The sequence below is a fragment of the Nocardia fodinahabitans genome, assembly GCF_052983615.1.
Genome location: NZ_JBRJJC010000001.1, coordinates 22,343 through 38,197, shown reverse-complemented (window position 1 = coordinate 38,197; position 15,855 = coordinate 22,343). Strand labels below are relative to the sequence as shown.

General features: G+C 65.2%; 18 protein-coding genes and 2 pseudogenes. 14 read left to right on the top strand and 6 right to left on the bottom strand.

What is annotated here, in order from left to right; all coding sequences use genetic code 11:
- Positions 1-10 precede the first annotated feature (10 nt).
- Positions 11-817, top strand: coding sequence for a helicase-related protein (locus tag NV348_RS00185; protein ID WP_447145097.1), 807 nt, complete (start codon positions 11-13; stop codon positions 815-817).
- Here NV348_RS00185 and NV348_RS00180 read toward each other — a convergent pair.
- Positions 803-1,935 (bottom strand): IS3 family transposase gene (locus NV348_RS00180; protein ID WP_447145096.1). Its coding sequence is split into 2 segments (ribosomal slippage): positions 803-1,674 and positions 1,674-1,935, totalling 1,134 coding nucleotides; the frame shifts between segments, so codons are not numbered across the junction. The genes NV348_RS00185 and NV348_RS00180 overlap by 15 nt on opposite strands.
- A gap of 102 nt (positions 1,936-2,037) precedes the next feature.
- Here NV348_RS00180 and NV348_RS00175 point away from each other — a divergent pair.
- From NV348_RS00175 to NV348_RS00165, 3 genes and pseudogenes are all read left to right on the top strand, one after another.
- Complete coding sequence (locus NV348_RS00175) at positions 2,038-3,237, top strand: hypothetical protein (RefSeq protein ID WP_447145095.1); 1,200 nt, start codon at positions 2,038-2,040, stop codon at positions 3,235-3,237.
- Positions 3,238-3,702: pseudogene (locus NV348_RS00170) on the top strand (helix-turn-helix domain-containing protein); the annotation flags it as partial.
- A gap of 28 nt (positions 3,703-3,730) precedes the next feature.
- Positions 3,731-4,297 (top strand): IS630 family transposase, encoded by a 567-nt coding sequence (locus tag NV348_RS00165; protein WP_447145094.1) that lies wholly within the window; start codon positions 3,731-3,733, stop codon positions 4,295-4,297.
- 165 nt (positions 4,298-4,462) lie between these two features.
- On the opposite strand, the gene NV348_RS00160 is transcribed toward NV348_RS00165, so the two are convergent.
- The 5 genes and pseudogenes from NV348_RS00160 to NV348_RS00140 all read right to left on the bottom strand — a co-directional run bounded on the left by NV348_RS00160 (position 4,463) and on the right by NV348_RS00140 (position 7,514).
- Positions 4,463-4,726 carry a hypothetical protein gene (locus NV348_RS00160; protein WP_447151223.1) on the bottom strand — a complete coding sequence of 88 codons (264 nt, stop codon included), beginning with the start codon at positions 4,724-4,726 and terminating at the stop codon, positions 4,463-4,465.
- 33 nt (positions 4,727-4,759) lie between these two features.
- Positions 4,760-4,921 (bottom strand): annotated as a pseudogene (locus tag NV348_RS00155) (tyrosine-type recombinase/integrase); the annotation flags it as partial.
- Between the two features lie 444 nt (positions 4,922-5,365).
- A complete protein-coding gene (locus NV348_RS00150; protein WP_447145093.1) occupies positions 5,366-5,869 on the bottom strand; it encodes a hypothetical protein in 504 nt (167 codons plus the stop codon).
- Positions 5,870-5,947: 78 nt separating this feature from the next.
- The gene (locus NV348_RS00145; RefSeq protein ID WP_447145092.1) at positions 5,948-6,196 is read right to left on the bottom strand and encodes a hypothetical protein; all 249 of its coding nucleotides are present in this window, start codon (positions 6,194-6,196) and stop codon (positions 5,948-5,950) included.
- Between the two features lie 499 nt (positions 6,197-6,695).
- Positions 6,696-7,514 carry a helix-turn-helix domain-containing protein gene (locus tag NV348_RS00140; RefSeq protein WP_447145091.1) on the bottom strand — a complete coding sequence of 273 codons (819 nt, stop codon included), beginning with the start codon at positions 7,512-7,514 and terminating at the stop codon, positions 6,696-6,698.
- A 916-nt stretch (positions 7,515-8,430) separates the two neighbouring features.
- Here NV348_RS00140 and NV348_RS00135 point away from each other — a divergent pair.
- The 10 genes from NV348_RS00135 to NV348_RS00090 all read left to right on the top strand — a co-directional run bounded on the left by NV348_RS00135 (position 8,431) and on the right by NV348_RS00090 (position 15,855).
- The gene (locus NV348_RS00135) at positions 8,431-9,054 is read left to right on the top strand and encodes a hypothetical protein (protein ID WP_328715463.1); all 624 of its coding nucleotides are present in this window, start codon (positions 8,431-8,433) and stop codon (positions 9,052-9,054) included.
- The gene (locus NV348_RS00130; RefSeq protein ID WP_447145090.1) at positions 9,051-10,283 is read left to right on the top strand and encodes a cutinase family protein; all 1,233 of its coding nucleotides are present in this window, start codon (positions 9,051-9,053) and stop codon (positions 10,281-10,283) included. The genes NV348_RS00135 and NV348_RS00130 overlap by 4 nt, the downstream gene beginning before the upstream one ends.
- Positions 10,280-11,401: a lipase family protein gene (locus NV348_RS00125; RefSeq protein ID WP_447145089.1), complete on the top strand. Its 1,122-nt coding sequence runs from the start codon at positions 10,280-10,282 to the stop codon at positions 11,399-11,401. Before NV348_RS00130 ends, NV348_RS00125 begins: the two co-directional genes overlap by 4 nt.
- A gap of 242 nt (positions 11,402-11,643) precedes the next feature.
- Complete coding sequence (locus NV348_RS00120) at positions 11,644-12,108, top strand: cutinase family protein (RefSeq protein ID WP_447145088.1); 465 nt, start codon at positions 11,644-11,646, stop codon at positions 12,106-12,108.
- Positions 12,090-13,019 (top strand): hypothetical protein, encoded by a 930-nt coding sequence (locus NV348_RS00115; RefSeq protein ID WP_447145087.1) that lies wholly within the window; start codon positions 12,090-12,092, stop codon positions 13,017-13,019. The genes NV348_RS00120 and NV348_RS00115 overlap by 19 nt, the downstream gene beginning before the upstream one ends.
- Positions 13,020-13,133: 114 nt before the next feature.
- The gene (locus tag NV348_RS00110) at positions 13,134-13,814 is read left to right on the top strand and encodes a DUF8176 domain-containing protein (protein ID WP_447145086.1); all 681 of its coding nucleotides are present in this window, start codon (positions 13,134-13,136) and stop codon (positions 13,812-13,814) included.
- A 419-nt stretch (positions 13,815-14,233) separates the two neighbouring features.
- Positions 14,234-14,464 carry a hypothetical protein gene (locus NV348_RS00105; RefSeq protein WP_447145085.1) on the top strand — a complete coding sequence of 77 codons (231 nt, stop codon included), beginning with the start codon at positions 14,234-14,236 and terminating at the stop codon, positions 14,462-14,464.
- Between the two features lie 2 nt (positions 14,465-14,466).
- A complete protein-coding gene (locus NV348_RS00100) occupies positions 14,467-14,763 on the top strand; it encodes a hypothetical protein (RefSeq protein WP_062990422.1) in 297 nt (98 codons plus the stop codon).
- An 88-nt stretch (positions 14,764-14,851) separates the two neighbouring features.
- Positions 14,852-15,628, top strand: coding sequence for an alpha/beta fold hydrolase (locus NV348_RS00095; protein WP_447145084.1), 777 nt, complete (start codon positions 14,852-14,854; stop codon positions 15,626-15,628).
- Entirely contained in the window at positions 15,625-15,855 is a 231-nt protein-coding gene (locus tag NV348_RS00090; RefSeq protein ID WP_301903560.1) for a hypothetical protein, read from the top strand. Before NV348_RS00095 ends, NV348_RS00090 begins: the two co-directional genes overlap by 4 nt.

Below are 15,855 nucleotides of genomic sequence, written 5' to 3'. Positions count from 1 at the left end.
GCGGCCTACTATGTTGCGCTACGGCGAGATCACCTGGCGCGGCGACCATGCCCGTCTCACCGTAACCGTGGGTAGTGAGAAGCCGTACGTTCCCCGATTCTTGTCTGCCTTCACCCCACCGAAGAAGGGGCGAAGGACATCGTTCCCGAACAATCAACAGGAACTGACACTTGCCTCCGCATGGCAACTCGTCGACGAAGGGCAGACGGTCCTGATCTTCTGCCCACTCAGAAAATCGGTCAACTCCCTGGCCATACAGATCATCAAACTCAATGGTCAAGGCGCATTGAGAAACGTATTTGAAGGGGATTCCGTACAGCTGAACACTGCGTTGGCGATCGGCGAGGAATGGCTCGGACCGAGACACCCGATTCTTGCCTGCCTGCGGCTGGGCGTTGCGGTCCACCATGGCTCACTTCCCACCCCCTACCGGAAGGAAGTGGAACGCCTCCTCCGAGAGGGCATCTTGAAGATTACGGTGTCCTCGCCAACACTTGCCCAAGGACTGAACCTCTCTGCCAGCGCGCTGATCATTCACAGCATCTGGCGAACTCGCGCTCTGATCGACGCCTCCGAATTCCGCAACATCGTGGGTAGGGCCGGGCGTGCGTTCGTCGACTCTGTAGGCCTCGTGCTCCACCCGCTCTATAAGAACAGGACTCAAGACCGAACGAACTGGCGAAAGCTGGTCGACGACAGCGCCCATCGCGACATGAGCAGCGGACTGATGCAGCTCGTACAGGCATTGCTCAACCGCATGCTGCACAAGCTTGTGACTGGGCCCCGTCGGTGGGTCCACCGGCTATGCGAGTTGTAGCTGCTGCTGAAACTCGGTCGGTGACCACTGCTCACGGAACGCTTCCGGGCTGAGAAAGCCCAACGACCCGTGGGGTCGGTAACTGTTGTACTCGATCCGCCAGTCCTCGGCAAGAACACGGACCTCGGTCAACGAATGAAACACCTCGCACGACAAGAACTCGTCGCGGAAACGCCCGTTGAACGACTCGCAGATCCCGTTCTGCCACGGCGATCCCGGATCGATGAACGACGCGTCGACACCGGTGAACCGGCACCAATCCCGCATCGCGTGCGCGGTCATCTCCGTGCCGTTGTCCATCCGGATATGGACTGGCCGCCGGCCTGTGTCCGCGATGATCTCATCGAGCACCCCGACCAACTGATCCGACGTGCACGACCGAAATGCTCTGGTAGCCAACGCTTCCCGCGTGAACTCATCGACGATGTTGAGGAACCGGACCTGGCGCCCGTCGACGGTGACATCAACCTGGAAATCCAACGCCCACATCTGATCAGGTGCGGTTGCCCGCAACCGTTGATTGCGGCCTGCCCCGATCCGCCGTTTCTTCCGGACCCGGAATGGTCGTTTCAGACCTTCCTCGCGCCAAAGCCGTTGGGTCCGTTTGTGGTTGGTGACCATGCCCTCGCCGCGGCAAAGTGCGTGGGCTTTGCGCCATCCCCACCGCGGGTGCTTGGCCGAGATCTCGCGTAACCGCGCCCGTAAAGCCCGGTCGAGCTCAGTGATCGTGGGTGGTCGGCGTTGCACTGATCGGGGTTGCCCCACGACCGCGCACGCGCGTCGCTGTGACACCCGAAACCGTTGTTGCAGAAACACGACGGCTCTGCGGCGTCGGTCCGGGCTCAGAAGTTTCCCCGGTTCACTTCCTTGAGCATGTCGATATCGAGGGCTTGCTCGGCGACCATCTTCTTCAGCCGCGCGTTCTCGCGTTCGAGCTCTTTGAGCCGTTTCGCGTCGTCGGACTTCATGCCGCCGTATTGGGCTTGCCAGCGGTGCCAGGAGGCGTCGGAGATCTCGAGGTGTTTACAGACCTCTTCGATCGAGAAGCCCTGCCCGATCAGCTTCTCGCCTTCGCGGAGCTTCCGGATGACCTGCTCGGGGGTGTGTCGTCGTGCCATGGTGTGTTCTCGTCCTCCTGCACCCATTCTGGTGCATCAGAACTCTCACAACCACTGGACCTGCTCAAAGGGATCCAGTCACTTGGAGGCAACGACCTCGACGTGCTGATCGACTACGTGGCGGGCAACGCCGCCTGGAGTTTCCCGGAACTCTCTGACGAAGAGGACGATCGGGCCGCCGCAGTGGCTGCACGTAAATGGAGGGAACAGCTTTCCAGCCTCGACTGCGCACTGTTCAGCCTCCTCAATGACTCTGCAGTCGATGAGGTCGGTATCGAAGAGGCTCTCGACAACGCGCTCGCATCCTCACTCTGGACGCGAAGCGTGGCACGGAGACAAGATGCCGTTCAGATCGCCCTGCGTGCTGGTCTTTCCGCCAGAGCCCGCTTCCTATGGGATCGGACGACGGCAACTCAGCGCCGCAGCTACTTTCTCGCAGGTGTCGGTCTCGAGACTGGGCGCAAGCTCGACGAAAACGCCGACGTGTTGAATCAACATCTGAGAGATGCCGAGCGGAGCATCCTCGACGGTGATGATCACGGAGCCATCGCCGCTATCACTCAGTTCGCTGCGATCGCTCTCACAATCGAACCATTCGCACCACTCAAGCTTTCCGTCGGTTGGGAGGCGACGTTGGCGGGTTGGCTCGAAGGCAAAACCGTTGTGGAGATTGCCGCCGACGACACCTTCGACGCGCTCGAGCTGATCGAGGACACTCTCGCCTACCGATTGCCGTGGGCGATGGAGGCTGTGCGCGTTCGAGCTTCCGCCCATGAAAGTGCTGACGACGCGTGGTTGCTGATCGAGCCAGATCAAGGACATGCGGTGGCGGCGGTTGAAGCGGGAACGCTGAACCGTTCCGCAGCTCTGCTCATGAGAGCTGGTTTCTCCTCTCGGTCAGGTGCAATCGCGGCCGTTCTGTCAGAGAGTGGGCTATTCACCACCTTGGTAGAGCTTCACCTTTGGTTGGGCTCCGCAGACGTGCGTCGACATGCAGACGACGATGACTGGCCAACGCCGTCTACACACGACCTGTGGACCGGGTTCACCAACCGAAGTGTGGCGTCTGGGCAAAAGACATGGACCCACACAGTCGAATACGCGGCAGTTACCTGGTTCGATGACCACCCATCCAGCAGCGCCGCCCCGTATCGAGCCGTCTCCTACGAGGGGCAAACCTTCATCGACATGCCAGATGGGCGACGCGTGGGATTCCTGAACGAGCCGCTCAATCCGAAACGGGCTGGTCTGCTAGAGGTGTCGGGTATTGACTTGAAACTTGCTGGTTTCCTTGGTATTTGAGTGTGGGTGAGTGAGCGGGACCTGCGGCGGGTGTCACCTGCGGCGCAGGAGGTGGTGCGGTTGCGGGTGGTGGCTGCGCTGGAGTCGGGTCTGGTGGGGTCGTATCCGGAGGCGGCGGCGATGTTCGGGGTGTCGTCGCGGTCGGTGGGCACGTGGTGGCGCAAGTACCGCGACATCGGGCGGGAATCGCTTGCCGCGCCGGTGAAGTCGCGAACCGGGCGAGACGAGATGATCAGCGCCGAGGAGCGTGGCGTGTTGTTCCAGGCGATGGCCGATTACACGCCCGAGCAGCTGCTGATCGGCGGGCCGATGTGGACCCGCGCTGCGGTGGTCGACCTGATCAGGATGGTCACCGGAGTAGCGATGACCGAACAAGGCGTGGGGAAATGGCTACGGCGGCACGGGTTGTCCCCGCAGCGACCGGATCGCCGGTCCTATAGGCAGGACCAGGCGCAGGTGAGCGACTGGCTCGAAGCGCGATTATCCGGCGCTCGTGGCTCGCGCCCGGGCCGAGAACGCGGTGATCGCGTGGGCCGACCAGTGCGGGCTGCGGTCGGACACCGCGCCGCCGGGCCGCAGTTGGGCGCCGGTCGGGCAGACCCCGATCGTGCGGGTCAACGGGAAGCGGCTGCGGGTGAACATCATGTCCGCCATCGCATCTCGCGGCGCGCTGTGGTTCACGGTGTTCACCGGCAAGTTCACCGCCGAGGTGTTCATCGGCTTCCTCGACCGGCTGGCTCGCCAGGCCGGCCGGAAGGTGCACGTGATCGCCGACCGGCATCCCGTGCATCGCAGCCGGGCCGTGCGGGCCTGGCTCGCCGACCACGCCGACCGGATCGAGGTGCACTTCATGCCCGGTTACAGCCCCGAGCTGAACCCGGACGAGATCCTGAACGCGGACATCAAACGCCACGTCCATGCCGCCCGCGCCCGTACTACCGACGACCTCGCCCGCGAAACCCGCCGCTTCCTCCGCCGCCGCCAACGTCAGCCCGGCATTGTCCGCGGCTACTTCGGCGCACGACACGTCCGCTACACACGAATCGAGGAAACCGAATAGTTTCGGGTCAATATCTCCGCAGAAAATACCGTTGAGCTCAACTACAGGGGCCCGGCAGATCTATACGGATAAGTACGCGGCAACGCATTGGCCCTGCGACAGCTGATTAGACGGCAAAGCTACACCACCCGTGGCAACTGGGCCATTCACCGAGGAAGCCTGCCACTACGCGACCTGGACCCGGTAGCCATCGTCGATCGGATCCGCCGAGATGTCTATGCCCGCAGCTGCGCTGCTCAGTGACCGCTGGGGGTTCTTGCCAGTCCGGCGATGCTCTGTCGCGAACATCCGCAGCGGGATGAGCGACCGGTTGGCGAAAGCGAACACGTCACTCATCTGGAGCAGTCGCCTAGTCGCCGATGGCTCGGTCGAGGACGGCGGCTGCGGCACGGTGCGGACGACCTCGTGCATGTAGTGCTTCTGGGTCATCGAGGGATCAGTGTGGCCGAGAACATCGGCGGTCACACGGGCCGAGAGTCCGGCGTCGTCGAGGATCGTTGCTACGGCGTGGCGGAAGCTGTGCGGGGTAATGTCCTCGTCGAATCCGAGGGCTTCCCGGACACGTTGCCACGCATGGCCGACGTTCTGCGGGTCGCGCAATGTCCATACCGCCGACGGGAACACCAGATCCAGATCTTCGGACCGAGACTCCGGCGGTGAGGCCAGGCGCCGCGGCGGCCATCGCGGCCTTGCGACGCTTGAGCATCACCACGGCGAAGTCTGGCAACGCCATGGTGCCGGTGTGGTTTTTCGGATCGTTGTCGTCGGTGACACGGACCAGTCCGATGCCCGCGAGGCGGATGACTTTGCCGGTGGGGCGAAGTGTGGACTCGTCGAAGTCGATGTCAGACCACACCAGTCCGAGCATCTGGGAGCGACGTAGGCCGGTTGCGGCGTAGAGGGTGATCACGTCGGCTATGTCGGCGCCCTCGCAGTACGCAGCCACCGTCGGTGGGGTGTAGGCCTTGACCGGTTTGCCCCGCTCCCGTTCGGCCTTGGCCAGTTTGCGTGGACACGGGGTGGTGGAGACTCGCACCGAGGACAAGATGAAGCGCGACTGGTCGACGGTCAGATCGCCTGCGCCGGTGCGTCCCTTGGCTTCGACGTTCTCGGCCATCTTGGCCTCTCGAACCGGGTTGACCTCGAGGGGAGTTCGGCTGCACGCGAACCGGAACATACCCGAGAGCACGTTGCGGGCGGTTCGCATGTTCGACGGTCCTCGGGCGTGGCCGACTTCTTGTAGGAAGGCTTCGATGGTAGAGGTCGTGACTTCGAAAGGCGCCGACCGCCGAAGGCGGTGTCGAAGGTCTTGGCGGCCTCGTCGTAGCGGCTGATGGTCGAGCTTACGCGGTTGAGGGAGATGAGGTGATCGCGATAGTGCTTCCACAGCTCGAGCACGGTGATCGAATCCGACAGTGTGTCATCGAGATCGACACGGATGTCCGCGGCTGCACTGAGAACGGCGTCGAGGGCACGTTGGCCGGTGCGGTCGGGAAGCGCGCGGCCTTGTGTGTTGAGCTTGATCGGGGAGAAGCGGGTGACGTCTCGGCGCCGACCGGAGCTGTCGCGCACATAGATGCGTGCTTTCCAGTGTCCGGGGCGATCTCGGTGAGCATCGGTTTGCCGGGAACCCCGAGAGGCCGTGGCGGTCTACCCCGTCTCATCGTCGTGCTCCTGTGGTTGGTCGTCGGGGTTCGTCAGGGCGGTTTCGAGTGCGTCGATGTCCCAACGGAATTCCTTTCCGACTCGGATGGGTTTGGGCAGCCATGTGTGCTTGCCTGGTTGGCGGGCCCACCGGCGCAGCACTTCGGGATGGATGCCGATGTGGGCGGCCGCGGACCTGGTGTTGACCCACCGGCGAAGCGTCGGCGGAGGCGGGGTCGAGGCTTCATCGCTCACCGACGTGCCTCCGGTCGTGGTCGACGTGGAGCACGGATGCGCAGTGCTGTACGCGCGGTGTCTGAGGAGGGCTGCAATCGCCGAGAGAATTGCGACTATTGGTGCGGTGTCGGCGGAGGCCGCAGCGCACAGAATTGTGATCACGTGGCGGGGCAGCGCTCAAGACACGGCAACGGTCAGAGCCGGTGCGGCACCGGAAATGCCACAGCAGATGAGCGAAGTCAGCTCGCGACGGCAGCGCTGAAGAATCCTCGCGCCCCGGGATCGGGATGGCAGTCGTATGAAATTTCATCGGACACCTTTCGGCCCGATCAGTGGCTCTTCCCATATACAGGAAAACACAAATTCGGCGATGTTCGCCACCAATTTTCTGCTGGCACCGAGAAATTGGCGCCGATTCAGGCACAGTACGACAAGCCCTCGCCCTGTGAATGATCACAGAGCTCCGACCGGCTCGAGCAGATCGGTCGCCGCTGCGCCGGTCGGATGTCGTTGGTGGCTAGTCGAGTTCGGGTCCGGAGTATTCCTCCGGTGTGGCCGTGAGGAGCTGGACATGGTGAGCGAGCATGCCGTCGGTCAGCGCCAGCTGGTAGGAGACCGGTCTGTGGTTGGCGTCGTAGGCGTGCAACGGGCACTGCGAGTCACGTCCACGGGTGACGTTCACGCTGGCTGCCCATAGTCGTCGAGCATCGCTGATCGGGGCCAGGGTGGAAACGAGCTCTTTTGCCTGCGCTGAACTCCGGTGCCTGCCCAGGGCTGATTTCAGCATCGCGACCGTCAACGAACCCTCCCCTTGGGGGTCGACGATCACGGCTTTGCTGTGACCGCTGAACATCCATATCGACGTCGAGCCGATGTCTTGGATGCCGGGAAAGGCTGTGGTGAGTAAGTCGTTGTGGGCCAACAGGTTCCCAAAGGGGTCGACGAAGGCGGCTGGGATGGTGCGGGCTTGGAGCCGCTCGAGGTTGAGCCTCAGGGACTTCTCGGCCCGGACATAGCTGCGCAATGCGTCGGGAGGTGCGAGCATGATCGGGGGCCCTGCGAGCTCACGCAGGTGGGAGGCCATCGCCTTGTCCAGGCGCCATCCGCTGATGATCCCTTCGAGAGTGTCAGGGGGCGGCTTGGACTCGCCGCGCTCGAAACGTCCCAGATGGACGGCGCTGAAGTTGACCGCTGCGGCGGCTTGGTTCTGGGTGAGTCCGAGATCGTCTCGAATCCACGCGATGGTGGTGCCGAGGTCTGGGATCGAGACCTGTGGTCGTTTGGGGGCACGTCGGCGTTGGCGTCCCTTGTGGGGCCGTGCAATTCGTTCGTTCAATTGTCTCCCCCCCGGGAGTTTGTGGTGGACGTCACAGATTGCGTGGTTTGAACGCGATATTGCGATTTCGTGACGAGATCCTTTGTAGCAGAGGTCTATTCATGCGGCAAGTTAGCCAGCCCTGTCCACGCCACGTACGGGCGTGTTCATTAATAGGGTCAGACGCCCGTATCCGGTGAGATGCGGGTCACATCGGGACAGGTCTCTCGCTGGGCGGTAAAGAACATTCTTTGATAGGTCAACGCAAGTTTGCTGCGCAGAACGCATTTCCTTAACTGATCATTTTTTGATGTATCAAAACTTGATCAGTTAAGGCCCTAGCGGACCATGGACTTTCGTGGCTTGGATGGAAGACGCAAGCCAATCTTTGCATTCGAGAAAGGAAATCCCGTGGATCCCATCGTGATCGTCAGCTACATCAACGCCGGGCTGGCGCTGCTGTCCAACGGCCTGGCACTGGCCGGCAACGTGCTGAATTTGGCCCTGCATCTGCTCTGACGCCTGCACTGTAGGGGCACCGCCCCGGTCGGGCGGCAGCCCGCCCGACCGGGCACACCCGGGCCATCGGCCCGAAATCTTCTGCCGCGCAACGCTCGCGGATCCCGTTCGTTTCCACCCTTCATCGAGAAAGGGTCTCCCCGTCATGCCCGTAAATGGCTCGACCACCCACCAAAGCGCTCCCCGCCGTCACTCTGGAATCGGTTTGGCTCGCCGTAGCAGCACCCTGCTGCTGGCAGCCGCCATCCCTGTCGCGATCGCCGTATCTTCCACGGCCACCGCCCACGCAAGCTCACCAGTCTCCACCGTGGCCGACCAAGGAGGGGTCACCAGCCCAGCCCAACCCGGCACCGAAACACCCACTCCACCACTGCCTCCCGAGCCAGTTCCCGAACCAGACCCAGAGCCGACTCCGCCGGTGTACTACGAACAACCCCAGCAAGTGCGCACCGCACCGACCCGCCCTGCCCCCGAGGTGGACGAGCCGGTAGAGCCGGTGCGAATCGAAGAACTGCACCTGCCCGTTCCGGTGGAGCCGGTCGCGCCGATTACCCCGCCGGAGAACACGATCCGGATAGGGGAGTGGCAGACACCGAGCCCCGACTGGGTTCCGGTGGAAGTGCGCGACACCATCAACAACACCGCAGCAGGCGCCGAAGCGCAGATTGCAACCGCCCTTGACTCCGTCGGTATCCCGGCGGGGCGCTCTGATCGCGTCAGCGGCGCGGTCCTGGCAGGCACGGGACTGGGCGGCGCGGCCGGTGCGACCGTGCTCGGCGCACCCGCGGCGGCGGTCGGCGCGACGGTGGGCGGGCTGATCGGCGGCACAGTCGGCGGGATCGCCGGTGCCGCACTAGGAATCGTGATCCCTGTCCCCATCATCGGACAAGCCACCAGCGGAGTCGCGGGCACCGCCCTCGGTGCTGCGGCCGGAGCCGCGGCAGGTGCGGCGATCCTCGGCGTACCTGCCGGTGCTGTCGGCGCGGCGGTCGGCGGGACGATCGGCGCCGGGTTCGGCGCGGGCGTCGGAGTCGGCCAATGACCACGAGCGCCGCAGGCCATGTCGCCGCTGTCGTCGCCGCGATGGTGGGGGCGGCGGTACTCACCGCCTCCTCACCTGCGGCTCCTGCGGTCGCGGTGCCGATCAATGGGTGCCCGGCCTTGTTCATCCTCGGTGTCCAGGGCACCGGCCAGTCGTCGCCGACCGCGGATCCGCTCGCTGACACCGGTGTCGTCGGATCGCTGATCGGGCCCGTCGCCAATGCGGTGCCAGCCCTCGTCCAGCGGGCTTATATCGGCTACGACGCCGGATTCGGTGGCATCGTCCCCGGTGGCGGCTCTGACCCGTATGTGTCCTCGGTGTCGGGCGCGCGGGCCAATCTCGACTCCGCTGCACGCCACGTCGCGCAGGTGTGCCCGGACACGATGCTCGCCGGGATCGGCTACAGCCAGGGCGCCCAAGCGATGGCGAGCTTCGCACGTGATGTCGGCGCCGGAAACGGGCCCGTTGCGGCGGAGCGCGTCGCGGGGATCGCGTTGTATGCCAACCCCGATCGCGGCGAGCTCGAACCGGTCTTTCCTGGGAGGCCGGGCCAGATCGTGCCCGACCCCGCACCCGGCACGTCGGGAGCTGCGGTTTCGACCGTGCAGGTCCTCGCGGCCCCCGCGGGGGGTGCGGGCATCGCCACCACCGACGACGGATACGGAGCACTGGTCGGGCGGGTCGCCGATATTTGCAGCGACGGCGACCTCGCCTGCTCCGCTCCAGGTCAGGCCGCAGTCCTGCGTTTGGGGGCGCAGGTCTTCGCCCAAGCGGACCTGACCAACCCCCTCGCAGCGCTGAACACGCTCGGTGCTGCGCTCTCCGAGGCGCTCGGTGAGGCCTGGAACACCGTGATCCTCAGGGACTTCCAGGTTGGCGCGGGCAGTATCGACTATGCGCCACAGGCGGATTTGGGGCAGCGGCTAGTCGATGCTGGTGACCCCCGCACGTCTGTCACGGATCCCGGTGCGGCAGCTGCGCGATGGAGTGAGATCAGCGCGACGGTCATGGCGAATCCGCTAGTGCTGTTGCCGAGGTTGCTCGCCCAGCTCGGTGGCGCGTGGGGCCAGCTCGCGGCCCAGAACGCCGAGCTGGTCAACCCCGCGACGTGGCTGCGGTTCGCCGACACGGTCGGGCGCCACAACGGCTATGCCTTGACCGGCCAGTTGAACTCGGGCATCGCCTGGATGATCGCCCTCGCACACGACATCGCGGGATCCCGCTCATGACCAGCACCGGGGCGGACGAGTTCCGCGCGAACACCACGATCGGGTTCGACAACCCAGGAGAGATCCTGCGCACCCGCGAGGTCATGGTGCCCCACATCGCCGGTCTCCGGCGCGCCTGGCAGGTGATCTACACAACTAAAACCACTTTCGGTATTCCCGTGGCCGCCTCGGGCATCGTGCTGGAACCGGTTGCGTCCTCCGGTGGCGCGATCGTGGACACCCCGGTGGTGGTGTACTGCCCCACCTTTCACGGTCTGGGTGGTCGATGCGCTCCCTCTGAGCTGCTGGTCGACGGGAACGAACCCGACACGAGCAGTATCGCCGCCGCGCTCGTGCAGGGATGGACGGTCGCGGTGCCCGATGGCGTCGGGCTGGGCATCGACGGCGCTGGTCCACACCATTTCCTGGCCAAGAAGGCAGGCGCCCGGGCGGTGCTGGATCTGGCTCGCGCGGTCGTGTCCCAGCCTGCCGAAGGGAGGATCGAAGCTCCGGTAGCGGTGTGGGGCTACGCAGACGGCGGCCGTGTCGCCGCCGCTGCCGCCGAATACCAGCCCGCCTACGCTCCCGAGCTCGATCTGCGGGCCGTCGCGGCGGGTGCGGTGATCCGCGATCCCGGCGCGTTGATCAACAACCTCGATGGTGGGCCGTGGTCGGGGTTTGCCTTCGCGGGCATGGTCGGCTTGGCGCGGGCCTACTCGCACCTTCCGGTCGATCACCTACTCACCGACGCCGGCATGCGTGCAGTCCAGAGGGCCTCCGAGGCTGACCTGGCCACTTTGCTGGTGGAGTTCTTGCCTCCGCTGGCGGCATGGTGTGAGCGCCCCGACCCCTGGAACGACCCGGTCTGGAACTACATCCTCACCCGCGAAAATCTCGGTAGGAAGACACCGTTGGTGCCGGTGCATCTTTACCACGGGCTGCTCGACGGGCTGGTGCCGATCGAGTCCGGACGCGAACTGTTCGCCGAATACACCTCCCGCGACGTCGCGGTGTCCTGGTCGGAATTCGACGTAACCCACCTCGGCGCAGCCGACCTCGGAGTCCCCGACGTGTTGACCACCTTCAGGGCGGGATTCGCCCGACCACCACGCCATCAAGGCCCCAACCCGACCAACTGACGCGCCTGCCCGCGCCACCCCCTCCGGCGCGGGCAGGCCGAGCCCGCTGTCTCGACACCGAAAGGAAGCCGAATCCGATGAACCACAACACAACTCAGCGCAGAGCCTGCGCGATCGCGGCCGCATGGCTGACAGTGACGGTCATCGGCGCGGCACCAGCCCTGGCCGAGCCCACCACCAGCGCACCTCGCCCGTCGACGACATCGGGCGAACCTGCAACCTCGGCCTGTCCTGCCCTGTACGTGCTGGGCGTGCAGAGCGGTGAGGAGGGCGCCGCCACCACCGTCGAGACCGGCGACACAGGGGTGCTGGGCCAGGCCTTCGGGCGGATGGTCACCAAATCAGGCACGGTGGTCGAGCGGTCCTACATCGTCGTCGGAGACGACGTGAACACGGCGAACTACCCCGCGGCGGTGACCGCAGCGGCCGATCAGATCGAACAACGCGCCGGTGAGGTGATCGACCGGTGTCCATCGACCCAGATCGCGGTCGCCGGCTACGCCCAAGGCGCCGCTGCGGCAGCAGTTTTCGCCGAAAGGGCCGGGGAGACCGGTCACGAGTCCCCGCGGAGAAGGTCGCGGGGATCGCGTTGCTGGCCAACCCTTCACGACGAGCCGCAACTGGTTCTCTGCCCGGCACCGACAAAGCGGAAGTTCCGTCCGCTCCAATCGGTACGGACGGCACCGCGGTGTCGAAGGTCAAGCTGACCAACATCGGATTGTCTGGCGCCGGGATCGCCGCCAGCCCTATACCGACCAGCTACGGCTCGCTGGTCGGCCGTGTAGCTGATCTGTGTGTGGCTGGTGACGCCACCTGCGATGTTCAGTCCGCGAGCCCGCTGCTGACCGCGGTCAACAACATCACCGGACAAACCGAGGGCAAGGACCCGGTCGCCGCGATCGCCACCGTCGCCCAAGCGCTGGCCTCCACCGCATTCACCACCGCGGTCGGCGTCGTCAACGACGACATCACCGGCACCAGCCTGGACCAGCTCTCCTACACACCGAACCAAACTCTCGGCCAGCGCATCGCGACCGCATCCTCACCGACTGCCACCACAACCACCGAATCCGACGCCCTGTCAGCGCTGTTCAAGATCGGCACGATCGGCTTGAGCGCCGTGGTGTCGGTGGCACAGAAGGTCTTCACCGCCACGACCATCGCCGAACTTGCCGCTGTCGGGCTGTCCAACCCCGCCGCCGCGGTCGCGGTGCTCGGCACGAAAGTCGCTGAGGCGGCGGTGGATCTGGCGCCACCCCAGTCGATCAGTAGCTGGGTCAACGCGGCGTTCGAGGCGATCACCTCCACGATCACCGACCCCCACGACCTATACACGACCTCAGCGACCGCCCAATACAGCAACTCCACCGGGCGACGCAGCAGCTACAGCACCGTCTCGGTGACGACCAGCGGCGACACCCCACTGGCCGCGACCACCGCCTGGTTCACCGCCATCGCCCACGACCTCGCCTCCACAGACACGCCATCGAAGCAGTCGACGACGTCGAGCAGCACGACGGATTCCAGCCCACACCCAGTCCCGTCCGCAACAAAAACCCCTGCCACGCAACCCGGTTTGCCTGCGGCACCGACCAGTCCGGCGGTGGCACACCCCTAGACCCCTTCGGAGCACGACGGGGGGCACTCGTCATCCCCCTGATCAGTGGCTCTTTCCAGCGGCGTGCTCCGAAGGGCCCCAACCACCACCCAACCAATCGAGGAGGTGAACAACATGCCCACCGACGACCTGAGCCCCCACCATGGTGCCGCCTGGCTACACAAACCCGACAGCCCAGAACCACATTCAGACGACCCCCAGCGAGTCGACCCACACGTCGACAGCCAAGCAGGACAGCACAACCGGGGGCCTGCGCACCGCTTCCGCATCGTCGCGATCAGCGCGGCTGTCTTGAGCGTTGTCACCGGATTGGCTGCGGCCCTCGCGGTGAGCATGTCGGGCGAAAGCCGGGACCGTGCCGCCACCTCCCCGACCACCTCGGCCCCGCCGACGGGCACCACCACCACCTCTGTCGTAGTTGCCACAGAGCGGGCCTGTGCAGGGTTGACCGCTCAGACCGTGACGGCCGGTGCCGGTGATACCGCGACCGTCGCGGGCGTGATCGCGGCGTTCGAACACGCCTACTACGTGACCCGCAGTGCTGAACAAGTCCTGCGGTTGACGAGTCCGCAGGCTGGGCTCGCACACGAACCGCTGGCCGCCGCGATCACCGCGCTGCCGATCGGCACCACCCACTGTGTCGGCGTCACCTCCATCGCGGAGAACACCGCCGAGGTCCACCTGGTGGAACTGCATCCCGACGGCCGCCGCTTCGACTACCTGCAGGTGATCAACGTATCCGCCGTCGCCCCCGCCGGATTGGTCATCACCAACATTCAGAAGCGAGGCAGCTGATGCATGCCTTGACCTTGCGCCAGCACCCCCTCGCTGGGATCGGTGGTCGCCGTTTGGATCCGGCCACTGTGAGCGCTCCAGATCGCGTCGCCAGTATCCGGACCGAGCCCCTGCCGACGACCCGAGCGCATCCACCGGTGGTCGCGATTGTCGGCGCGCACGGCGGAGCCGGCACCTCGACGCTCGCTCGGTGGTGGGCGCCAGCGGCGGACTGTGGGCAGTCCTGGCCTGGGTCGGCGCAGACGACGCAGCGGGTCGTCGTGGCGGCGCGGCTGTGTCTGCCGGGGTTGGTCGCGTGTGCAGATCGACTACGTGAATGGCATGTCGGTACCGCTCCTGGCGGTGTCGAGATCGTCGGTGTCGTACTCAGTGCTGCCCGGCCGGGGCGAGTACCGGCGCCGGTACGCCGTTATCGCGCCGTGGTCGAGGACCTGGCCGAACAGGTGTGGGACATCGGCTGGCATGACGAGCTCATCGAACGTGAACTGGCCGAGCTCGCCGAGTTCAGCCCGTTCGACCCAGTCCCGCAACGGCGCGCCCGCCTGACTCAAGCGGTGCCCCTCGATGTTCATCACGTCGGCAGCGAGCTCATCGACGCTCTCGCGCGCACAGCGAAAAACCCTATCGAACAACAGGATTCGGAGAGATAACCATGTCCGTTCTATCCGTGGTGGGTGACAGCGTGTCTGTGCTGGCCCAAGAGATCAAGGTCAACCCGACCATCCCGCCGGGCGGAGACAAACTGACCAATCTGGTGGGGTACTTGTCGTGGCTGGTCATCTTGGCCGGGGTCGCAGCGCTGATCTATGCCGGTGGCAAGTTCGGGTGGGAGCGCTGGCACGGCGGCGCGGTCGAATCCCCCAAGATCGTGTTCGCGGCCATGGTCGGCGGCATCATCGCGACCTCCGCCGGCGCCATCATGAACGCCGCCGTCACCGGAGGTTCCTGACATGCAGGCACCTCAGTTCAGCCACGAATCCCCCAGCAGCGCACCAGATCCGCGCACCGTGACTATCACCGCGGCCGACGGCACAGCGTTGACGGCGACCCGCTTCGGGAAACCGGACGCCGTTTTGACCGTCGTCTACCTGCCCGCACCGCTGGCCAGCGCAGCGCACTTCTCGCCCATGATCGCGCTGATCGCCAGACATTTCAGCGCAGACATCGCGCAGTTGGTCTACGACCAGCGGGGCCACGGCAACGACCTGCCGCTGCGTCCGGGCCGGGCGGGGATGGCCCAACTGGTCGAGGACCTGAACACGGTGATCTCCCACATCGATGGTCGTGTGGTGTTGGTGGTGCATTCGCTGGCAGCGATTGTGCTGCAGGAGTGGCTCTACCGCCATCGACGAGACGAGACCCGCATCGTGGCGATCGTGGCGATCGCACCGGTCACCGAACTTCCAGACCACGCTGGGACGCTGACGGCACGCTCGACGGGGGCTGCCCGCCGAGACGGCACCCGTCTCATCCACGAACTTTCCACGGCGCTGGGTGAGCACCGCCTTCGTACCGAGGCCGAGATCGAATCCGCCCGCCGCATCTTGCGTGCGTATCGGCGATGCAGGGCCGACCTGTCAGCAGTCGAAGACCTCCTGCGCGCAACGCCGACCTGGATCGTGGCCGGGCGAGCGGACCCGGTGGCTGTTTACGAGCGGGTCAAGGTGCAGGCCGAGACTGTGTGGGCCGAGATGAGCAGCGTGCGCGACGGCAGGCATGACCTCGCCCGTGCCTTTCCTTGGCTGCCAGCTGCGGCGGTGTCATCCGCGATCCAGGTCGCCCGCGACGCCGACAGGTTCGGGGGCGGCTGGTGATCGCCGAACCGCTGCCCGCGCAGGTGTTGGCGCCGCTGACACAGCTGGTGAATTGGCTGGCCTGGTTCGTGCTGCTGCTGTGCGTGGGACGCGCGACCTTCGTCGGCGGCCAACTCGCCCTCCGGATCTACCGAGAAGAAGCGATCGAAGGCTTCATCGGATCCCTCGCCGCCGCCGCACTCCTCGGCTCGGCCAGTGCCCTGGCAATCGCCATCCTTCCCACCTGA